This window comes from Citrobacter sp. CK185, from assembly GCF_030333565.1.
GTDB lineage: Bacteria > Pseudomonadota > Gammaproteobacteria > Enterobacterales > Enterobacteriaceae > Citrobacter_B > Citrobacter_B koseri.
This window is the reverse complement of the sequence record NZ_JAOWFR010000024.1, coordinates 69602-87973: the sequence shown is the minus strand read 5'-3', so window position 1 is coordinate 87973 and position 18372 is coordinate 69602. Positions and strand designations below refer to the sequence as shown.

The window sequence follows — 18372 nt, the reverse complement described above, 5'->3', positions numbered from 1 at the left end:
GCCGCCATCCGGCAATAGATTTACCGCAAGATAGAGATCAGGAGTGAGCAATGTGTACGACATGCGGTTGCGGTGAAGGCAACCTTTATATAGAGGGAGATGAGCATAATCCCCATTCGGCGTTTCGTAGCGCGCCTTTTGCCCCGGCGGCTCGCCCGGCGCTGAACATCACCGGCGTGAAGACATCCGCCTTTACCCCGAGCCAGACCGCAGAAGGCGATCTGCACTACGGTCACGGTGAAGCGGGAACCCATGCGCCGGGTATGAGCCAGCGCCGGATGCTGGAAGTCGAAATTGACGTGCTGGACAAAAACAACCGTCTGGCCGAGCGCAACCGCGCCCGCTTCGCCGCCCGCCAGCATCTGGTGCTCAACCTTGTCTCCAGCCCCGGTTCCGGTAAAACCACCCTGCTGACCGAAACGCTGATGAAGTTAAAAGACAGCGTGCCGTGCGCGGTGATTGAAGGCGACCAGCAAACGGTCAACGACGCCGCCCGCATCCGCGCGACCGGTACGCCCGCTATTCAGGTCAACACCGGCAAAGGCTGCCATCTTGATGCGCAAATGATTGCCGATGCCGCTCCGCGTCTGCCGCTGGCCGACAACGGTATTCTGTTTATCGAAAACGTCGGCAACCTTGTCTGCCCGGCCAGCTTTGACCTCGGCGAGCGCCATAAAGTGGCGGTGCTTTCCGTTACGGAAGGCGAAGACAAGCCGCTGAAATACCCGCATATGTTCGCCGCCGCTTCGCTCATGCTCCTGAACAAAGTCGATCTGCTGCCGTACCTCAATTTTGACGTTGAGAAGTGCATCGCCAGCGCCCGGGAAGTCAATCCTGACATTGAGATCATCCTCATCTCCGCCACCAGCGGCGAAGGGATGGATCGGTGGCTGAACTGGCTGGAGGCACAGCGATGTGCATAGGCGTTCCGGGGCAAATTCGCTCCATTGACGGAAATCAGGCGAAAGTCGATGTCTGCGGCATCCAGCGCGATGTCGACCTGACGCTGGTTGGCAGTTGCGATGAGAGCGGTGAGCCGCGTCTGGGCCAGTGGGTGCTGGTTCACGTTGGTTTTGCCATGAGTGTGATTAACGAAGCGGAAGCGCGCGACACCCTCGACGCGCTGCAAAACATGTTTGATGTCGAACCGGACGTCGGCGCTTTGTTGTATGGCGAGGAAAAATAATGCGTTTTGTTGACGAATATCGCGCACCGGAACAGGTGATGCAGTTGATTGATCACCTGCGTGAACGTGCCGCGCATCTCCCTTATACCGCCGAACGTCCGCTGCGCATTATGGAAGTGTGCGGCGGTCATACGCACGCCATCTTCAAGTTCGGCCTCGACCAGTTGCTGCCCGACAACGTGGAGTTTATCCACGGCCCCGGCTGCCCGGTGTGCGTGCTGCCGATGGGCAGAATTGACAGCTGCGTGGAGATCGCCAGCCATCCTGAGGTGATTTTCTGCACCTTTGGCGATGCCATACGCGTACCGGGGAAACAGGGTTCGCTATTGCAGGCCAAAGCCCGTGGCGCAGATATCCGCATTGTTTATTCGCCAATGGATGCCCTGAAACTGGCGCAGGAAAACCCAACGCGCAAAGTCGTTTTCTTCGGTCTGGGATTTGAAACCACCATGCCGACCACCGCCATCACGCTGCAACAGGCGAAGCTTCGCAACGTGCAGAACTTTTACTTTTTCTGCCAGCACATCACGCTTATTCCAACGCTGCGCAGCCTGCTGGAGCAGCCGGATAACGGAATTGACGCGTTTCTCGCGCCGGGTCACGTCAGCATGGTGATCGGCACCGACGCCTATAGCTTCATCGCGACGGATTTCCATCGTCCTCTGGTGGTGGCGGGATTCGAACCGCTTGATCTACTGCAAGGCGTCGTCATGCTGGTTGAGCAGAAAATAGCCTCCCATAGCCAGGTTGAGAACCAGTACCGTCGCGTGGTGCCGGATGCCGGTAATCTACTGGCGCAACAGGCTATCGCCGAGGTGTTTTGCGTCAACGGCGACAGCGAATGGCGCGGGCTGGGCGTGATTGAATCGTCTGGTGTCCACCTGACGCCAGACTACCAGCGGTTTGACGCCGAAGCGCACTTCCGCCCGGCGCCGCAACAGGTGTGCGACGATCCGCGTGCGCGCTGCGGAGAAGTGCTCACCGGCAAGTGCAAACCGCACCAGTGCCCGTTGTTTGGCACGACCTGTAACCCGCAGACGGCGTTCGGCGCGTTAATGGTCTCCTCCGAGGGGGCATGCGCCGCCTGGTATCAATATCGTCAGCAGGAGTGTGAAGCATGAACAGCGTACAACTTGCCCACGGCAGCGGCGGTCTGGCCATGCAGCAGCTGATTAACAGCCTGTTTATGGAAGCTTTTGCCAACCCGTGGCTGGCTGAGCAGGAAGATCAGGCGCGTCTTGAACTGGCGCAACTGGCGGCGGAAGGCGATCGCCTGGCCTTCTCCACCGACAGCTATGTTATTGACCCGCTGTTTTTCCCCGGCGGCAATATCGGCAAACTGGCGATTTGCGGCACGGCCAACGACGTGGCGGTCAGCGGCGCGATCCCGCGTTATCTCTCCTGCGGCTTTATCCTCGAAGAAGGTCTGCCGATGGAGACGCTGAAAAGCGTGGTGAACAGCATGGCGGCAACCGCGCGCGAAGCCGGTATCGCCATTGTGACCGGTGATACCAAAGTCGTTCAGCGCGGCGCGGCGGATAAGCTGTTCATCAACACCGCCGGAATGGGGGCGATTCCCGCCAATATTCACTGGGGGGCGCAGACATTAAGCGTGGGAGATGTGCTGCTGGTCAGCGGCACGCTCGGCGATCATGGCGCAACGATCCTCAATTTGCGTGAACAATTGGGGCTGGATGGCGAGCTGGTCAGCGACTGCGCGGTATTAACCCCGCTTATTCAGCCGCTGCGCGATATTCCAGGCGTGAAAGCCTTACGCGATGCGACGCGCGGCGGCGTGAATGCTGTCGCCCATGAGTTTGCCGCCGCCTGCGGCTTCGGTATTGAGTTATCTGAATCCGCGCTGCCGGTCAAACCGGCGGTGCGCGGCGTCTGCGAACTGCTGGGGCTGGATGCGCTTAACTTTGCCAATGAAGGCAAACTGGTGATCGCCGTTGAGCGCCAGGCCGCAGACGCTGTGCTTGACGCGCTGCGCGCGCACCCGCTGGGCCGCGATGCGACGCCGATCGGCGAGGTGGTTGAACGCAGAGGCGTTCGCCTGGCCGGTCTGTATGGCGTGAAACGTACCCTTGATTTACCCCACGCCGAACCGTTGCCGCGTATATGCTAGCGCCTGATGGCGCTATGCTTATCAGGCCTACGGTTCAACGCAGTTTGTCGGCCGGATAAGGCGTTTACGCCGCCATCCGGCAAAGGCGCCTGATGGCGCTGCGCTTATCAGGCCTGCGGTTCAACGCAGTTTGTCGGCCGGATAAGGCGTTTACGCCGCCATCCGGCAAAAGCGCCTGATGGCGCTGTGCTTATCAGGCCTGCGGTTCAATGTAGTTTGTAGGTCGGATAAGGCGTTTACGCCGCCATCCGGCAAAGGTGCCTGATGGCGCTGCGCTTATCAGGCCTGCGGTTCAATGCAGTTTGTAGGCCGGATAAGGCGTTTACGCCGCCATCCGGCAAAGGCGCCTGATGGCGCTGCGCTTATCAGGCCTACGGATGGACAGGCCTGCGGTGATACCCAAAATATATTACCTATATCTATAATTTATTTACCGTTTTCGCACTGCATCGCGGTGCTTTTCTGGAAAAGCAACATGTCGTATACACCGATGAGCGATCTCGGACAACAAGGTTTGTTCGACATCACTCGTACATTATTGCAGCAGCCCGACCTGGCGTCGCTCAGTGAAGCGCTTTCGCAACTGGTCAAGCGCTCAGCGCTGGCCGACAGCGCAGCTATTGTGTTATGGCAGCCACAGACACAACGCGCGCGTTATTATGCAACTCGCGAAAATGGTAAACCTGTCGCGTATGAAGACGAAACCGTGCTGGCACACGGCCCGGTTCGGCGCATTCTCTCGCGCCCCGATGCGCTGCACTGCAATCATCACGAATTCAGCGAAACCTGGCCGCAACTGGCGACAAACGGGCTGTACGGTGAATTTGGCCACTACTGTTTGCTGCCGCTGGCCGCTGAAGGGCGCATTTTTGGCGGCTGCGAATTCATCCGCCAAAACGACCAGCCGTGGAGCGAGAAAGAGTACGAACGTCTGCAAACCTTCACCCAGATTGTCGCAGTGGTCGCTGAGCAAATTCAGTGTCGGGTCAGCAATAACGTTGACTACGATCTCCTGTGCCGTGAGCGCGACAACTTCCGCATTCTGGTGGCGATCACCAATGCCGTGCTTTCACGGCTGGACATCGACGAATTGGTGAGCGAAGTCGCGAAAGAGATCCACCACTACTTTAATATCGATGCCATTAGCATCGTCCTGCACAGCGCCCGCAAAAACAAGCTGAGCATCTATTCCACGCATTATCTGGATGAACATAATCCCGCGCATGAACAAAGCGAAGTGGACGAAGCGGGAACGCTCTCTGAACGGGTTTTCAAAAGCAAAGAGATGCTGCTGATTAACCTGAACGAGCGGGATACGCTTGCGCCATACGAACGCATGCTGTTCGACACCTGGGGCAACCAGATACAGACCCTGTGTCTGCTGCCGCTGATGTCCGGCAATACAATGCTCGGCGTGCTGAAGCTGGCGCAATGCGAAGAGAAAGTGTTTACCACCGCCAACCTCAAACTGCTGCGCCAGATTGCCGAACGCGTGGCGATTGCCGTGGACAACGCCCTCGCCTATCAGGAGATTCACCGGCTGAAAGAGCGTCTGGTCGACGAGAACCTGGCGCTTACCGAGCAGCTCAATAACGTGGATAGCGAATTTGGCGAGATAATCGGTCGCAGCGAAGCCATGTACAACGTGCTCAAGCAGGTGGAGATGGTGGCGCAAAGCGACAGCACCGTCCTGATCCTCGGTGAAACAGGAACCGGTAAAGAGCTGATCGCCAGGGCGATTCATAATCTGAGCGGGCGTAACGCACGGCGAATGGTGAAGATGAATTGCGCGGCGATGCCCGCCGGGCTGCTGGAAAGCGATCTGTTTGGTCACGAGCGCGGTGCCTTTACCGGCGCCAGCGCGCAGCGTATTGGCCGCTTTGAGCTGGCGGATAAAAGCTCGCTGTTTCTTGATGAAGTGGGCGACATGCCGCTGGAGCTACAGCCGAAACTGCTGCGTGTGCTCCAGGAGCAGGAATTTGAACGTCTGGGCAGCAATAAACTGATCCAGACGGACGTCAGGCTGATCGCCGCCACCAACCGCGATCTGAAAAAAATGGTGGCCGATCGTGAGTTCCGCAACGATCTCTATTACCGTCTGAACGTCTTTCCGATCCAGCTCCCGCCGCTGCGCGAGCGCCCGGAGGACATTCCGCTGCTGGTCAAAGCCTTCACCTTTAAAATCGCCCGCCGGATGGGGCGCAACATCAACAGTATTCCTGCCGAAACGCTACGCACGCTGAGCAATATGGAGTGGTCGGGGAACGTCCGCGAGCTGGAAAACGTCGTCGAGCGCGCCGTTCTGCTGACGCGGGGCAACGTGCTGCAACTCTCGCTGCCGGACATGGGAATGCTCACGCCGGGCGCGCCGCCGGTCGCCACCGAAGTCGCCCAGGAGGGCGAGGATGAATTTCAGCTCATTATGCGCGTGTTGAAAGAGACAAATGGCGTGGTGGCGGGGCCAAAAGGCGCCGCGCAGCGTCTGGGGCTGAAGCGCACCACCCTGCTCTCTCGCATGAAACGATTAGGCATTGATAAAGATGCATTGGTATAGCATCTCTGGCTATACTGGCAGATATCTCAACGAAAGGAGGCAGTATGGCGGTATCAGCACGTAATCAACTGACCGGTACGGTTAGCGCAGTCGCAACGGGTGCGGTGAATGATGAAGTTGAACTGACGCTGGCGGGCGGTGCAAAACTGGTGGCGATTGTCACTCACAGCAGCCAGCAGGCGCTGGGTCTGACAAACGGAAAAGACGCCATTGCTTTGATTAAAGCCCCCTGGGTTACTCTGGCAAGCGAAGATTGCGGCCTGAAGTTCTCCGCCCGCAACCAGTTTGCCGGTAGCGTATCTCAGGTGACGGAAGGCGCAGTCAACGCGACTGTACACATCAAAACCGACGCTGGTTTTGAGATTGTGGCCGTTGTCACCAATGAGAGTCAGGAAGAGATGAAACTGGCGCAGGGCAGTCGCGTTATTGCGCTGATTAAGGCGTCAGCGATTCTGATTGCGACCAAAGCGTAATGGTGTTGCCCGATGGCGCTAACGCTTATCGGGCCTACGCAACTGCGATTAACTCCCGCCATCCGGCAAGACACATTTATTTCTTGCGCTGATACTTTTCCGGCAATTCCGGGACGGGGCGTTTGTCATCAATAAGGTGACGGATGGTCAAAATCGGATGGCGCCAGAGCATTCTTGGGCCTGCCCAACGCATGATCTGCTTCATCTCCTCACGCTTCGCGGGCTGATAACAGTGTACCGGACACTGCTTACAGGCCGGTTTTTCCTCGCCAAACACGCACTTATCCAGCCGCTTTTGCGCATAGGCAAACAGCGCATCGTAATGGCCTTGCTCGTTTGAGGCCTGCGGGCACTGGCTCTCGTACAGCGCGATCATTTTTTTAATCGTCAGTTTTTCACGAGCAATACGCTTACCGGACATGATGCCTCCACAAATAAGTTGCATAAATAATACACCTTATATTCTCTCAGGACTATCACCCTAAGGTGACACATCCTTAGCGCCCTACGTAAATAAGAATTATTTTCATTTATCTATACCTTGTGCTATATAACATAGCAAAGGCTATATTCGATGAATAATTAACCGCATTATGATGAGGGATACTATGCCGCACTTGCTCCGTCTGAAATCCATTCTCCTTGCCAGCGCGCTGGCGATGCTTGCGCTGTCGCCTGCTTATGCAAAAGATAAATTTAAGGTCATCACAACGTTTACCGTCATCGCCGACATGGCGAAAAACGTAGCGGGCGATGCGGCGGACGTTAGTTCAATCACGAAGCCTGGCGCGGAGATCCACGAGTATCAGCCGACGCCCGGCGACATTAAGCGGGCGCAGGGCGCGCAGCTGATCCTCTCTAACGGCCTGAACCTGGAGCTGTGGTTCGCCCGGTTCTACCAGCACTTATCCGGCGTGCCGGAAGTTACGGTATCCAACGGCGTGAAGCCGATGGGCATTACCGAAGGGCCGTATAACGGCAAACCCAACCCGCACGCCTGGATGTCGGCGGAAAATGCGCTGATTTACGTGGATAACATTCGCGATGCGCTGGCGAAATACGATCCAGATAACGCCGCGACGTACCAGAAAAACGCCGAAAACTATAAAGCCCAAATCCGCCAGACGCTCGATCCACTACGCGACGCGCTGGCGAAGATTCCTGCCGACAAGCGCTGGCTGGTGACCAGTGAAGGCGCATTTTCCTATCTGGCGCGCGATAACGACCTGAAAGAGCTGTACCTCTGGCCGATCAACGCCGATCAGCAAGGCACGCCTAAACAGGTACGCAAAGTGATCGACGCGATCAGGGAACATCACATCCCGGCGGTGTTCAGCGAAAGTACCGTTTCCGATAAACCAGCCCGTCAGGTCGCGCGTGAATCCGGCGCGCACTACGGTGGTGTGCTATATGTTGATTCTCTGAGCGCTGCCGACGGTCCGGTGCCGACGTATCTGGATCTGCTGCGCGTCACAACTGAAACCATCGTCAGCGGCATCACTGACGGGCTGAGGAGCCAGAAATGAGTCAATCTGCGATTACCGTTGATCGCGTCACGGTGACGTATCGCAATGGTCACACTGCCCTGCGGGACACGACGTTTCAGGTGCCTGGCGGCTCGATTGCCGCGCTGGTTGGCGTCAACGGTTCAGGGAAATCGACGCTGTTTAAAGCATTGATGGGGTTTGTCCGACTGGCGAAGGGAGAAATCGCCATCCTGCAACAGCCCGTCAACAAAGCGTTGAAACAGAATCTGATCGCCTATGTCCCGCAATCTGAAGAGGTGGACTGGTCGTTTCCGGTACTGGTGGAAGATGTGGTGATGATGGGGCGCTACGGCCATATGGGGTGGCTGCGCCGCCCCAGCGCGCGCGATCGTGAGAGCGTGGACGCCGCGCTGGCGCGGGTGGACATGCTGGAATATCGCTATCGGCAGATTGGCGAGCTTTCCGGCGGGCAGAAAAAACGCGTCTTTCTGGCCAGAGCCATCGCCCAGGACGGGCAGGTTATTCTTCTGGATGAGCCTTTTACCGGCGTTGACGTGAAAACCGAAGCCCGCATTATTGCCCTGTTGCGCGAGCTGCGCGATGAAGGCCGCACCATGCTGGTTTCAACGCATAACCTCGGCTCGGTAACGGAGTTTTGCGATTACACGGTGATGATCAAAGGCACCGTGCTGGCGAGCGGCCCGACGGAAACCACTTTCACCGCTGAAAACCTCGAACTGGCGTTCAGCGGCGTATTGCGTCATGTGGCGCTGAGCGGCGGCGAGGAGCATATCATCACCGACGACGAGCGTCCCTTTATCTCACGGCGCGCGGCAGGCGGAGGTGAATCATCATGAACTGGCTTGTGGAACCGTTCGGCTACCAGTATATGCTCAACGCCATGTGGGTCTCGGCAATGGTCGGCGGTCTGTGCGCCTTTCTCTCCTGCTATCTGATGCTTAAAGGCTGGTCGCTGATTGGCGACGCGCTTTCCCACTCCATCGTCCCCGGCGTGGCGGGCGCGTATATGCTGGGGCTGCCCTTCTCTCTCGGCGCGTTTCTCTCCGGCGGCCTGGCGGCGGGCAGCATGCTTTTTCTCAACCAGCGTTCACGCCTGAAGGAAGACGCGATTATCGGTCTTATCTTCTCCTCTTTCTTTGGCATCGGGCTGTTTATGGTTTCGCTCAATCCGATGTCGGTCAACATCCAGACCATTATCCTCGGCAACGTGCTGGCTATTGCGCCGGAAGATATTCTGCAACTGGCGATCATCGGTACGGTCTCTCTGGTGATTTTGCTGCTGAAATGGAAAGATCTGATGGTGACTTTTTTCGACGAAAACCATGCGCGATCGATTGGGCTTAACCCCGCCCGGCTGAAGCTGCTGTTTTTCACGTTGCTGTCGGTCTCCACCGTCGCCGCGCTGCAAACCGTCGGCGCTTTTCTGGTGATCTGTCTGGTGGTCACGCCTGGCGCCACCGCCTGGCTGCTGACCGATCGTTTTCCACGCCTGTTAACCATCGCCGTCGCCATCGGCAGCCTGACCAGCTTTTTCGGCGCCTGGCTCAGCTACTGGCTGGATGGTGCGACCGGCGGGATCATCGTCGTCCTGCAAACGCTATTGTTTCTGCTGGCGTTTATCTTCGCTCCGAAACACGGCCTGCTTGCCAACCGCCGTCGTGCGCGCCTGAATAAGGAGACCCCATGCGCTTAACCGCCTTACTGGAACCCTTCCAGTTTGATTTTATGATCAACGCGCTCATGGTCTCGGCAATTGTGGCGATCCCCTGCGCGTTATTGTCGGTGTTTCTGGTGCTGAAAGGCTGGGCGTTAATGGGCGACGCCATGAGTCACGCCGTGTTCCCCGGCATTGTGCTGGCCTATATCGCCGGTATTCCGCTGGCCATCGGCGCGTTTATTGCCGGGCTGTTCTGCGCGGTTGCCACCGGCTATCTCGACGATAACAGCCGCATTAAGCGCGATACCATCATGGGAATCGTCTTCTCAGGAATGTTTGGCGCAGGACTGGTGCTGTACGTTTCTATCCAGTCTGAAGTCCATCTGGATCATATTCTGTTCGGCGATATGCTGGGCGTGTCCATCAGCGACATTCTGCAAACGGCGCTGATTGCGCTGGGTATCGCGCTGATTATCGGGCTGAAATGGAAAGATTTTTTACTGCATGCCTTCGATCCGCACCAGGCAAAAGCCAGCGGCCTTAATACCTCCCTGCTGCATTATGGCCTGTTGTGCATGATCGCGTTGACCATCGTCGCAACGCTGAAATCGGTGGGGATTATTCTTTCCATCTCGCTGTTAATCGCCCCTGGCGCGATTGCGATTTTGCTGACGCGGCGTTTTGCCCGCGCGCTGATGCTGGCGGTCACGCTGTCGGTCGTCACCTCTTTTCTCGGCGTTTATCTGTCGTTTTTCCTCGACAGCGCCCCTGCGCCAACCATCGTAGTATTGTTCACTGCGATCTTCATCGTGGCATTTATTTACGCTACGTTGCGGGAGCGGCGTTCCGAAATGCGGCTCAAACAGCAGTTATAAAAATCAGAAACGGAATAAGGATCGATAAGTCGTCCATCGCTGCTTTCCCTGAAATGCGTATCTCCGTTATCATGTGCCCCTTATGTGATAACAACGAAAAGAAAAAGCATCGCAATCCATTTAAAATCAGGGAACTGGACACGACTCCATGAGTACAATCGATAATCTCGACGCCCATACCCCCATGATGCAGCAGTATCTCAAGCTGAAAGCCCAGCACCCGGAGATCCTGCTGTTTTACCGCATGGGCGATTTTTACGAACTGTTTTACGACGATGCACGCCGCGCCTCGCAATTACTCGATATTTCGCTGACCAAACGCGGCGCATCGGCGGGCGAACCGATTCCGATGGCGGGCATCCCGCATCACGCCGTCGAAAACTACCTTGCGAAGCTGGTCAATCAAGGGGAGTCCGTCGCAATCTGTGAACAGATTGGCGATCCGGCCACCAGCAAAGGCCCGGTTGAACGTAAGGTCGTGCGCATCGTTACGCCTGGCACTATCAGCGATGAAGCGCTGTTGCAGGAGCGCCAGGACAACCTGCTGGCCGCCATCTGGCAGGACAGCAAAGGCTACGGTTACGCCACGCTGGACATCAGCTCCGGGCGTTTTCGCTTAAGCGAACCGGTTGACCGTGAAACGATGGCCGCAGAATTACAGCGCACTAACCCGGCAGAACTGCTGTACGCCGAAGATTTTGCCGAAATGGCGCTGATCGACGGCCGCCGTGGTTTACGCCGTCGCCCGCTGTGGGAATTTGAAATCGATACCGCTCGCCAGCAGCTAAACCTGCAATTTGGTACACGGGACCTGATCGGCTTTGGCGTAGAGAACGCACCACGCGGACTGTGCGCCGCAGGCTGTCTGTTGCAGTACGTCAAAGACACCCAGCGCACTTCACTGCCACACATTCGCTCCATTACGATGGAACGCCAGCAGGACAGCATCATTATGGATGCCGCCACGCGCCGCAACCTGGAGATCACCCAGAACCTGGCGGGCGGCGTGGACAATACGCTGGCTTCGGTGCTCGACTGCACCGTCACGCCAATGGGCAGCCGTATGCTCAAACGCTGGCTGCATATGCCGGTGCGCGACACGAAAACCCTGATCGAACGTCAGCAGACCATTGGCGCGTTGCAGGATGTGACCAGTGAATTGCAACCGGTGCTGCGTCAGGTGGGCGACCTGGAGCGTATCCTCGCCCGTCTGGCCTTGCGTACCGCCCGACCACGCGATCTCGCCCGTATGCGTCACGCCTTCCAGCAGTTACCGGAACTGCGCGCACAGCTTGAAACCGTAACCAGCGCCCCCGTGCAGAACCTGCGCGAGAAAATGGGCGAGTTTACCGAACTGCGCGATCTGCTGGAACGCGCCATTATCGATGCGCCGCCGGTTCTGGTGCGCGACGGCGGCGTTATTGCGCCGGGCTACAACGAAGAACTGGACGAATGGCGCGCGCTGGCTGACGGGGCGACCGACTATCTCGATCGTCTGGAAATACGCGAGCGTGAACGTACCGGGCTGGATACGCTGAAAGTCGGCTTTAACGCCGTACACGGTTATTACATCCAGATCAGCCGTGGGCAAAGCCACCTGGCGCCCATTAACTACGTCCGCCGTCAGACGCTGAAAAACGCCGAGCGCTACATTATTCCCGAGCTGAAAGAGTACGAAGACAAAGTTCTGACCTCTAAAGGCAAAGCGCTGGCGCTGGAAAAACAGCTTTATGACGAGCTGTTCGATCTGCTGCTCCCTCACCTGGCAGAGCTGCAACAGAGCGCCAATGCGCTGGCTGAGCTGGACGTGCTGGTCAACCTGGCTGAACGCGCGTATACGCTGAATTATACCTGTCCGACTTTTAGCGATAAGCCCGGCATTCGTATTACCGAAGGTCGCCATCCGGTTGTCGAGCAGGTGCTGAACGAGCCGTTTATCGCCAACCCGCTGAACCTTTCCCCGCAGCGCCGAATGTTGATTATCACCGGGCCGAACATGGGGGGTAAAAGCACCTATATGCGTCAGACCGCGCTGATTGCGCTGCTGGCGTATATTGGCAGCTACGTGCCAGCGCAAAGCGTTGAGATTGGCCCGATTGACCGCATCTTTACCCGCGTAGGCGCGGCGGACGATCTGGCTTCCGGTCGTTCAACCTTCATGGTCGAGATGACCGAAACCGCCAATATTTTGCACAACGCGACCGAAAACAGTCTGGTTTTGATGGACGAAATCGGGCGCGGCACATCAACCTATGACGGCCTGTCGCTGGCGTGGGCGTGTGCGGAAAATCTGGCGAATAAGATCAAAGCGTTGACGCTGTTCGCCACCCACTACTTCGAACTGACGCAGTTGCCGGAGAAAATGGAAGGCGTCGCGAATGTGCATCTGGACGCGCTGGAGCACGGCGATACCATCGCCTTTATGCACAGCGTGCAGGACGGGGCGGCAAGCAAGAGTTACGGTCTGGCGGTAGCTGCGCTGGCGGGCGTGCCGAAAGAGGTGATCAAACGCGCGCGGCAAAAGCTGCGCGAGCTGGAAAGCCTCTCGCCGAATGCCGCCGCGACCCAGGTGGATGGTACGCAGATGTCGCTGCTGTCGGTTGCGGAAGAGACCTCTCCTGCCGTTGAAGCGCTGGAGAACCTCGACCCTGACTCTCTGACGCCACGCCAGGCGCTGGAGTGGATCTACCGGTTGAAGAGTCTGGTGTAAATCAGAAACGCCCGGTGGCGCTACGCTTACCGGGCCTACAAGAAGCATCGCAATACGTAGGCCGGATAAGGCGCCAGCCGCCATCCGGCTTTTTTATTAACGCTTATCTTCCGCCAGCAGCGGTGGAATGCCCGGCACCATCGGCGCTTGATCAATATCTTTCTGCGTCATGCGAAACGCTTGCGGATAATGTTCACGGCTGGTACGGCGTAGCGGCTCGGTATTACGCCAGGTGTACAGACAATGCTGGCACTGATACACCGTCCAGATCCCTTTGACCGGAGAGGTCGCCATCAATTCAATATGTTCATCAGCGCAACGTGGACAAATCATCTGCTACTCCTTATTTACGGTTGGCCAGCATGGCAGTCAGCTTTTCAGCCCAGTCTTTGGTTTCCGGTAAATCACATACCGGCTGGCTGTAGTGGCCGCGATTATCCGGCGCAACCGGCGTTGTGGCGTCGATGATCAGTTTGTCAGTGATCCCCGCCGGGCTTGAGCCTGGGTCCAGTTCCAGCACCGACATGTTCGGCAACTGCACCAAATCGCCTGCCGGGTTGACCTTCGACGACAGCGCCCACATCACCTGCGGCAGGTTGAACGGATCGACATCCTCATCAACCATAATCACCATCTTCACGTAGCCCAGACCGTGCGGCGTGGTCATTGCCCGCAGGCCGACTGCGCGGGCAAATCCGCCGTAGCGTTTTTTGGTCGAGATAATCGCCAGCAGACCGTGGGTATACATGGCGTTAACCGCCTGCACTTCCGGGAATTCCGCTTTCAACTGCTGATACAGCGGCACACAGGTCGCTGGCCCCATCAGGTAGTCGATTTCAGTCCACGGCATCCCGAGGTAGAGCGATTCAAAAATCGGTTTAGTGCGATAAGACACTTTGTCGATGCGCACCACCGTCATATTGCGCCCACCAGAATAGTGGCCGGTAAACTCGCCAAACGGCCCTTCAATTTCACGCTTACGGCTTTCGATCACCCCTTCAAGGATCACTTCTGAGCCCCACGGCACATCAAAGCCGGTCAGCGGTGCGGTGGCGATCGGGTATGGGCTTTCGCGCAGCGCGCCCGCCATTTCATACTCAGACTGATCGTATTTCAGCGGAGTGGCGCCCATCAGAGTGATGATCGGATCGTTACCGAGCGTAATAGCAATCGGCAGATCTTCGCCACGCTCTTCCGCCTTATGCAGATGCAGCGCGATATCGTGCATTGGCACCGGTTGCAGGCCCAGCTTACGCTTGCCTTTCACTTCCATCCGGTAGATACCCACATTCTGCTTGCCGAAGTGATCCGGGTCGAGCGGATCGCGGGAGACGACACAGGCTTTATCCAGATAGAAGCCGCCATCGCCATCGTTGAGGCGAAACAGCGGCAGAATATCAAACAGGTTGATCGCCTCGCCATCAACGGTGTTTTCCGCCCACGCCGGGTTGGCTCGGCGCTCGGGGGCGACGGGGAACGTGTCCCAGCGGCGGATAAATTCATCAATTTGCTTTTTTACTGGCGTATTAGGCGGCAAGCCTAAAGAGATGGCATGGTTCTGCCAGGAACCAATGGTGTTCATCGCCACGCGCGCATCCGTGAAGCCACGGATATTATCGAACCACAGCGCAGGCGCGCCGTCGCCAATGCGCCCGGTTGCGTTAGCCGCAGCAGCCAGATCCGGCTCTGCATTCACTTCTTCACTGATTTTCAGCAGTTGCCCCTGCTCGTCGAGCGCCTGCAAAAAGCTGCGTAAGTCATCAAATGCCATTATTCATTCTCCTGTGAAAAATTCTGCGCCTGCTGCAACCCCTGCCAGCGCCGGGCACGCGGATGCTCCAGACCAAACTGATCCAGCACACGCGCCACAATATGCTGCGTAATATCATCAATAGTTTGCGGATGGTTGTAGAAAGCAGGCATGGGCGGCACCATCGCGACCCCCATGCGGGAAAGGGCGAGCATGTTTTCCAGATGGATCGTGCTGAGCGGCATTTCACGCGGCACCAGCACCAGTTTGCGCCCTTCTTTCAGCACCACATCGGCGGCACGGCCAACTAACCCCTCGGCATATCCTGCGCGAATCCCCGCCAGCGTTTTCATACTGCAAGGCATAATGATCATGCCGTCGGTGCGAAATGAGCCGGAAGAGATCGTCGCCGCCTGATCCGCCGGGTTATGGCAGTAATCAGCCAGTCCGGCAACATCTCGCGCACTGTAAGGCGTTTCCAGCTCAATGGTCGTTTTGGCCCACTTAGACATTACCAGGTGTGTTTCTACTGTCGGCATTTGCCGCAGCGCCTGTAGCAGCGCAATGCCTAGCGGCGCCCCCGTTGCGCCGGTCATCCCCACAATCAGTCTCATTCATTACTCCATTTTTGTTCGTATACGAACGTTTTGGATAAAATACGCTACCCGGAATACCTGGACAAGCTTCATTCCCCATAGCCGCACGGAGAGCTAAAAGATTGAGCATTATAAAAATTGCTACAACCCGTTATGATAGCAACAGATATTTTGCCAGGAGCGCACATGGAGTTACGAAACACAGCGTTTCATCTGTTACGTCAGCTTTTTCAACAGCATACGGCCCGCTGGCAGCACGAATTACCGGAACTGACCAAGCCACAGTATGCGGTAATGCGCGCTATTGCTGAGCATCCAGGCATTGAGCAGATTGCCCTAATGGAGGCGGCGGTCAGTACAAAAGCGACGCTGGCGGAGATGCTAAGCCGAATGGAAAGCCGGGGACTGGTGACGCGGGAAAGCGATCCACAAGATAAACGCCGCCGCTTTGTTTATCTCACTGGCGAAGGAGAAACGCTGCTGACCGGCTCCATGCCGTTGGGGGATCGTGTGGATGATGAATTTTTAGGGCGCCTGAGCGACGATGAGCGTGAGCAGTTCACGCAGCTGGTGCGCAAGATGATGGGGTAAAGTCAGCCTGGGATATTTTTGTCGGCCCGATAAGCAAAGCGCCATCGGGCAATAAGTGCCAGATGACGGCTACGCCTTATCTGGCCTACGAATTGACGGCCAAAGAAAAAGGCCAGTCTCACGACTGGCCTTTTTTTGACGAATAATCACTTACTCACGGAACAGCGCTTCGATATTCAGCCCCTGAGTCTGCAAAATTTCGCGCAGACGACGCAGGCCTTCAACCTGAATCTGACGAACACGTTCACGGGTGAGACCAATTTCACGCCCCACATCTTCCAGTGTCGCCGCTTCATACCCCAGCAGACCGAAACGACGTGCCAGCACTTCACGCTGTTTGGCGTTCAGTTCGAACAGCCATTTGACGATACTCTGTTTCATATCATCATCTTGCGTGGTGTCTTCCGGGCCGTTCTCTTTTTCATCGGCCAGGATATCCAGCAACGCTTTTTCGGAATCACCACCCAGCGGGGTGTCTACCGAGGTTATGCGCTCGTTGAGACGAAGCATACGGCTGACGTCATCAACCGGTTTATCCAGTTGCTCTGCTATCTCTTCCGCGCTCGGTTCGTGGTCCAGTTTATGCGACAACTCTCGTGCGGTACGCAGATAGACGTTCAGCTCTTTAACAATGTGAATCGGCAGTCGAATCGTACGGGTTTGGTTCATAATGGCCCGTTCGATCGTCTGGCGAATCCACCAGGTAGCGTATGTTGAGAAACGGAACCCACGTTCAGGGTCAAACTTCTCGACGGCACGGATAAGCCCCAAATTGCCCTCTTCAATCAGGTCCAGCAACGCCAGTCCACGATTGCCATAACGGCGGGCAATTTTTACCACCAGACGCAAGTTACTCTCAATCATGCGACGGCGAGAGGCAACATCTCCACGCAGTGCGCGACGCGCAAAATAAACTTCTTCTTCGGCCGTTAACAGTGGCGAATAACCAATCTCACCAAGGTAAAGCTGAGTCGCGTCCAACACACGCTGTGTGGCCCCTTGCGATAACAGCTCCTCTTCAGCCAGGTCGTTATCACTGGGTTCCTCTTCACTCAAGGCTTTTTCGTCAAAAGCCTCTACTCCGTTCTCATCAAATTCCGCGTCTTCATTTAAATCATGAACTTTCAGCGTATTCTGACTCATAAGGTGGCTCCTACCCGTGATCCCTGGACGGAACTAGCAAGTGCAAGCCTGGTTCCGCCGAATTATCGCTGCGGTAAATAGCGCAGCGGGTTTACGGATTTCCCCTTGTAACGAATTTCAAAATGCAAGCGTGTAGAACTGGTTCCGGTGCTACCCATGGTAGCGATTTTTTGCCCCGCCTTAACTTCTTGTTGTTCCCGGACCAGCATCGTATCGTTATGGGCGTAGGCACTCAGGTAATCATCGTTGTGTTTGATGATAATAAGATTACCGTAACCGCGCAGCGCGTTACCGGCATATACGACGCGTCCATCTGCGGTCGCGACAATAGCCTGTCCTTTACTGCCTGCAATGTCGATCCCTTTGTTGCCACCTTCGGTAGCCGCGAAGTTTTCGATCACTTTGCCCTCAGTCGGCCAGCGCCATGTGGAGATTGGCGAACTGGTTGACGTACTGCTTGCAGTCGGTTCGGTTGTGCTCGCTGTTGGTGCCGTTACAGGCGCTGTGACCACGGTCCCAGCAGGCTTGTTGTTCGGCAACATTTTATTAGCACTTTGTTCACCTGAATCCTCAGAATACGTAATTGTCGGTTTCGACGCAACTACAACGGTGGAATTTTGTGCAGGTTTGGTCACAACTCCTTGCTCTACTGCATCCGCCTGCGTAATCGCGTTGCCGCCGGTAATTGGCGTGCCTGAGGCATTGCCGACCTGGAGCGTTTGCCCCACATTCAGGCCGTATGGGGCCGGAACGTTGTTACGCTGAGCAAGGTCGCGGAAATCGTTCCCGGTGATCCAGGCGATATAAAAAAGCGTGTCGCCTTTTTTAACGGTGTATGTGCTGCCGCCGGTGTAGCTGCCTTTCGGAATGTTCCCATACTGGCGGTTGTACACGATACGGCCATTTTCCATTTGCACAGGCTGCTCAGCGACCGGCTGGATCTGCCGGGACTGGGCAACCGGTTGAACAGGCTGCACGGGCTGAATCTGCGGCGTTTGTTGCGCCGTTGCCCCCATTTTGGGCGGCGGCGTGATCAGCATCCCGGAGCTGGTGCTCGACGGGGTATTACCATTAACTGAGCTTACCGGCGCAGGAGGATTCGAAGAATTGGAACAACCTGCCAGCCATAGCGAAACCAGCGACAATGCCGCAATGCGGCTAACGGTGAATTTTGGGCTTCCCGCGCTCATTTATCCCCCAG

Annotated in this window: 18 protein-coding genes; 12 read left to right on the top strand and 6 right to left on the bottom strand. The window is 56.5% G+C overall.

Translation table 11 applies throughout. The features are described from left to right. The first annotated feature begins 50 nt into the window (after window positions 1-50). The 6 genes from hypB to OGV79_RS11560 all read left to right on the top strand — a co-directional run bounded on the left by hypB (window position 51) and on the right by OGV79_RS11560 (window position 6341). On the top strand, window positions 51-923 hold the full coding sequence (gene hypB / locus OGV79_RS11585; protein WP_012134839.1) for a hydrogenase nickel incorporation protein HypB: 873 nt from the start codon (window positions 51-53) through the stop codon (window positions 921-923). Beyond that, entirely contained in the window at window positions 914-1186 is a 273-nt protein-coding gene (hypC, locus tag OGV79_RS11580) for a hydrogenase 3 maturation protein HypC (RefSeq protein WP_047461662.1), read from the top strand. The genes hypB and hypC overlap by 10 nt, the downstream gene beginning before the upstream one ends. Next, the gene (hypD, locus tag OGV79_RS11575; protein WP_012134841.1) at window positions 1186-2307 is read left to right on the top strand and encodes a hydrogenase formation protein HypD; all 1122 of its coding nucleotides are present in this window, start codon (window positions 1186-1188) and stop codon (window positions 2305-2307) included. The genes hypC and hypD overlap by 1 nt, the downstream gene beginning before the upstream one ends. Next, window positions 2304-3314: a hydrogenase expression/formation protein HypE gene (hypE, locus tag OGV79_RS11570; RefSeq protein ID WP_012134842.1), complete on the top strand. Its 1011-nt coding sequence runs from the start codon at window positions 2304-2306 to the stop codon at window positions 3312-3314. The genes hypD and hypE overlap by 4 nt, the downstream gene beginning before the upstream one ends. A gap of 475 nt (window positions 3315-3789) precedes the next feature. Further along, complete coding sequence (gene flhA / locus OGV79_RS11565; RefSeq protein WP_286468415.1) at window positions 3790-5868, top strand: formate hydrogenlyase transcriptional activator FlhA; 2079 nt, start codon at window positions 3790-3792, stop codon at window positions 5866-5868. A gap of 44 nt (window positions 5869-5912) precedes the next feature. Beyond that, window positions 5913-6341 carry a TOBE domain-containing protein gene (locus OGV79_RS11560; protein ID WP_012134844.1) on the top strand — a complete coding sequence of 143 codons (429 nt, stop codon included), beginning with the start codon at window positions 5913-5915 and terminating at the stop codon, window positions 6339-6341. Window positions 6342-6417: 76 nt separating this feature from the next. On the opposite strand, the gene OGV79_RS11555 is transcribed toward OGV79_RS11560, so the two are convergent. Continuing rightward, window positions 6418-6762, bottom strand: coding sequence for a nitrous oxide-stimulated promoter family protein (locus OGV79_RS11555; RefSeq protein ID WP_024130896.1), 345 nt, complete (start codon window positions 6760-6762; stop codon window positions 6418-6420). Between the two features lie 187 nt (window positions 6763-6949). Between OGV79_RS11555 and sitA the strand changes: the two genes are divergently transcribed. The 5 genes from sitA to mutS all read left to right on the top strand — a co-directional run bounded on the left by sitA (window position 6950) and on the right by mutS (window position 13091). After that, window positions 6950-7867, top strand: a complete 918-nt coding sequence (gene sitA, locus OGV79_RS11550) for an iron/manganese ABC transporter substrate-binding protein SitA (RefSeq protein ID WP_286468408.1) — start codon at window positions 6950-6952, stop codon at window positions 7865-7867. Then, window positions 7864-8685, top strand: coding sequence for an iron/manganese ABC transporter ATP-binding protein SitB (gene sitB, locus OGV79_RS11545; RefSeq protein ID WP_058668011.1), 822 nt, complete (start codon window positions 7864-7866; stop codon window positions 8683-8685). The genes sitA and sitB overlap by 4 nt, the downstream gene beginning before the upstream one ends. Beyond that, window positions 8682-9542, top strand: coding sequence for an iron/manganese ABC transporter permease subunit SitC (sitC, locus tag OGV79_RS11540; protein WP_012134848.1), 861 nt, complete (start codon window positions 8682-8684; stop codon window positions 9540-9542). The genes sitB and sitC overlap by 4 nt, the downstream gene beginning before the upstream one ends. Then, a complete protein-coding gene (sitD, locus tag OGV79_RS11535; RefSeq protein WP_058668012.1) occupies window positions 9533-10381 on the top strand; it encodes an iron/manganese ABC transporter permease subunit SitD in 849 nt (282 codons plus the stop codon). Before sitC ends, sitD begins: the two co-directional genes overlap by 10 nt. A 148-nt stretch (window positions 10382-10529) precedes the next feature. After that, the gene (gene mutS / locus OGV79_RS11530) at window positions 10530-13091 is read left to right on the top strand and encodes a DNA mismatch repair protein MutS (RefSeq protein ID WP_012134851.1); all 2562 of its coding nucleotides are present in this window, start codon (window positions 10530-10532) and stop codon (window positions 13089-13091) included. Between the two features lie 96 nt (window positions 13092-13187). On the opposite strand, the gene OGV79_RS11525 is transcribed toward mutS, so the two are convergent. Genes OGV79_RS11525 through OGV79_RS11515 form a run of 3 tightly spaced genes read right to left on the bottom strand, consistent with a single transcriptional unit; the run spans window position 13188 to window position 15455 of the window. Further along, window positions 13188-13424 (bottom strand): non-oxidative hydroxyarylic acid decarboxylases subunit D, encoded by a 237-nt coding sequence (locus OGV79_RS11525; protein WP_275055575.1) that lies wholly within the window; start codon window positions 13422-13424, stop codon window positions 13188-13190. A 10-nt stretch (window positions 13425-13434) separates the two neighbouring features. Continuing rightward, window positions 13435-14862, bottom strand: coding sequence for a non-oxidative hydroxyarylic acid decarboxylases subunit C (locus tag OGV79_RS11520; RefSeq protein WP_101744111.1), 1428 nt, complete (start codon window positions 14860-14862; stop codon window positions 13435-13437). Continuing rightward, complete coding sequence (locus OGV79_RS11515) at window positions 14862-15455, bottom strand: non-oxidative hydroxyarylic acid decarboxylases subunit B (RefSeq protein WP_012134854.1); 594 nt, start codon at window positions 15453-15455, stop codon at window positions 14862-14864. The genes OGV79_RS11520 and OGV79_RS11515 overlap by 1 nt, the downstream gene beginning before the upstream one ends. Before the next feature lie 168 nt (window positions 15456-15623). On the opposite strand from OGV79_RS11515, the gene OGV79_RS11510 reads away from it, so the two are divergent. Beyond that, a complete protein-coding gene (locus OGV79_RS11510; RefSeq protein ID WP_286468392.1) occupies window positions 15624-16028 on the top strand; it encodes a MarR family winged helix-turn-helix transcriptional regulator in 405 nt (134 codons plus the stop codon). A 150-nt stretch (window positions 16029-16178) separates the two neighbouring features. On the opposite strand, the gene rpoS is transcribed toward OGV79_RS11510, so the two are convergent. After that, window positions 16179-17171: an RNA polymerase sigma factor RpoS gene (gene rpoS, locus OGV79_RS11505; RefSeq protein ID WP_000081498.1), complete on the bottom strand. Its 993-nt coding sequence runs from the start codon at window positions 17169-17171 to the stop codon at window positions 16179-16181. A gap of 62 nt (window positions 17172-17233) precedes the next feature. Beyond that, entirely contained in the window at window positions 17234-18361 is a 1128-nt protein-coding gene (gene nlpD / locus OGV79_RS11500; RefSeq protein ID WP_248622651.1) for a murein hydrolase activator NlpD, read from the bottom strand. Window positions 18362-18372 lie beyond the last annotated feature (11 nt).

Coding starts and splice junctions, on each gene's coding strand:
- OGV79_RS11560 (WP_012134844.1), top strand. CDS start 5,913: ATGGCGGTATCAGCACGTAATCAACTGACCGGTACGGTTAGCGCAGTC.
- mutS (WP_012134851.1), top strand. CDS start 10,530: ATGAGTACAATCGATAATCTCGACGCCCATACCCCCATGATGCAGCAG.
- hypD (WP_012134841.1), top strand. CDS start 1,186: ATGCGTTTTGTTGACGAATATCGCGCACCGGAACAGGTGATGCAGTTG.
- hypB (WP_012134839.1), top strand. CDS start 51: ATGTGTACGACATGCGGTTGCGGTGAAGGCAACCTTTATATAGAGGGA.
- OGV79_RS11520 (WP_101744111.1), bottom strand. CDS start 14,862: ATGGCATTTGATGACTTACGCAGCTTTTTGCAGGCGCTCGACGAGCAG.
- hypC (WP_047461662.1), top strand. CDS start 914: ATGTGCATAGGCGTTCCGGGGCAAATTCGCTCCATTGACGGAAATCAG.
- sitD (WP_058668012.1), top strand. CDS start 9,533: ATGCGCTTAACCGCCTTACTGGAACCCTTCCAGTTTGATTTTATGATC.
- OGV79_RS11510 (WP_286468392.1), top strand. CDS start 15,624: ATGGAGTTACGAAACACAGCGTTTCATCTGTTACGTCAGCTTTTTCAA.
- hypE (WP_012134842.1), top strand. CDS start 2,304: ATGAACAGCGTACAACTTGCCCACGGCAGCGGCGGTCTGGCCATGCAG.
- sitB (WP_058668011.1), top strand. CDS start 7,864: ATGAGTCAATCTGCGATTACCGTTGATCGCGTCACGGTGACGTATCGC.
- OGV79_RS11515 (WP_012134854.1), bottom strand. CDS start 15,455: ATGAGACTGATTGTGGGGATGACCGGCGCAACGGGGGCGCCGCTAGGC.
- OGV79_RS11525 (WP_275055575.1), bottom strand. CDS start 13,424: ATGATTTGTCCACGTTGCGCTGATGAACATATTGAATTGATGGCGACC.
- sitA (WP_286468408.1), top strand. CDS start 6,950: ATGCCGCACTTGCTCCGTCTGAAATCCATTCTCCTTGCCAGCGCGCTG.
- flhA (WP_286468415.1), top strand. CDS start 3,790: ATGTCGTATACACCGATGAGCGATCTCGGACAACAAGGTTTGTTCGAC.
- rpoS (WP_000081498.1), bottom strand. CDS start 17,171: ATGAGTCAGAATACGCTGAAAGTTCATGATTTAAATGAAGACGCGGAA.
- nlpD (WP_248622651.1), bottom strand. CDS start 18,361: ATGAGCGCGGGAAGCCCAAAATTCACCGTTAGCCGCATTGCGGCATTG.
- OGV79_RS11555 (WP_024130896.1), bottom strand. CDS start 6,762: ATGTCCGGTAAGCGTATTGCTCGTGAAAAACTGACGATTAAAAAAATG.
- sitC (WP_012134848.1), top strand. CDS start 8,682: ATGAACTGGCTTGTGGAACCGTTCGGCTACCAGTATATGCTCAACGCC.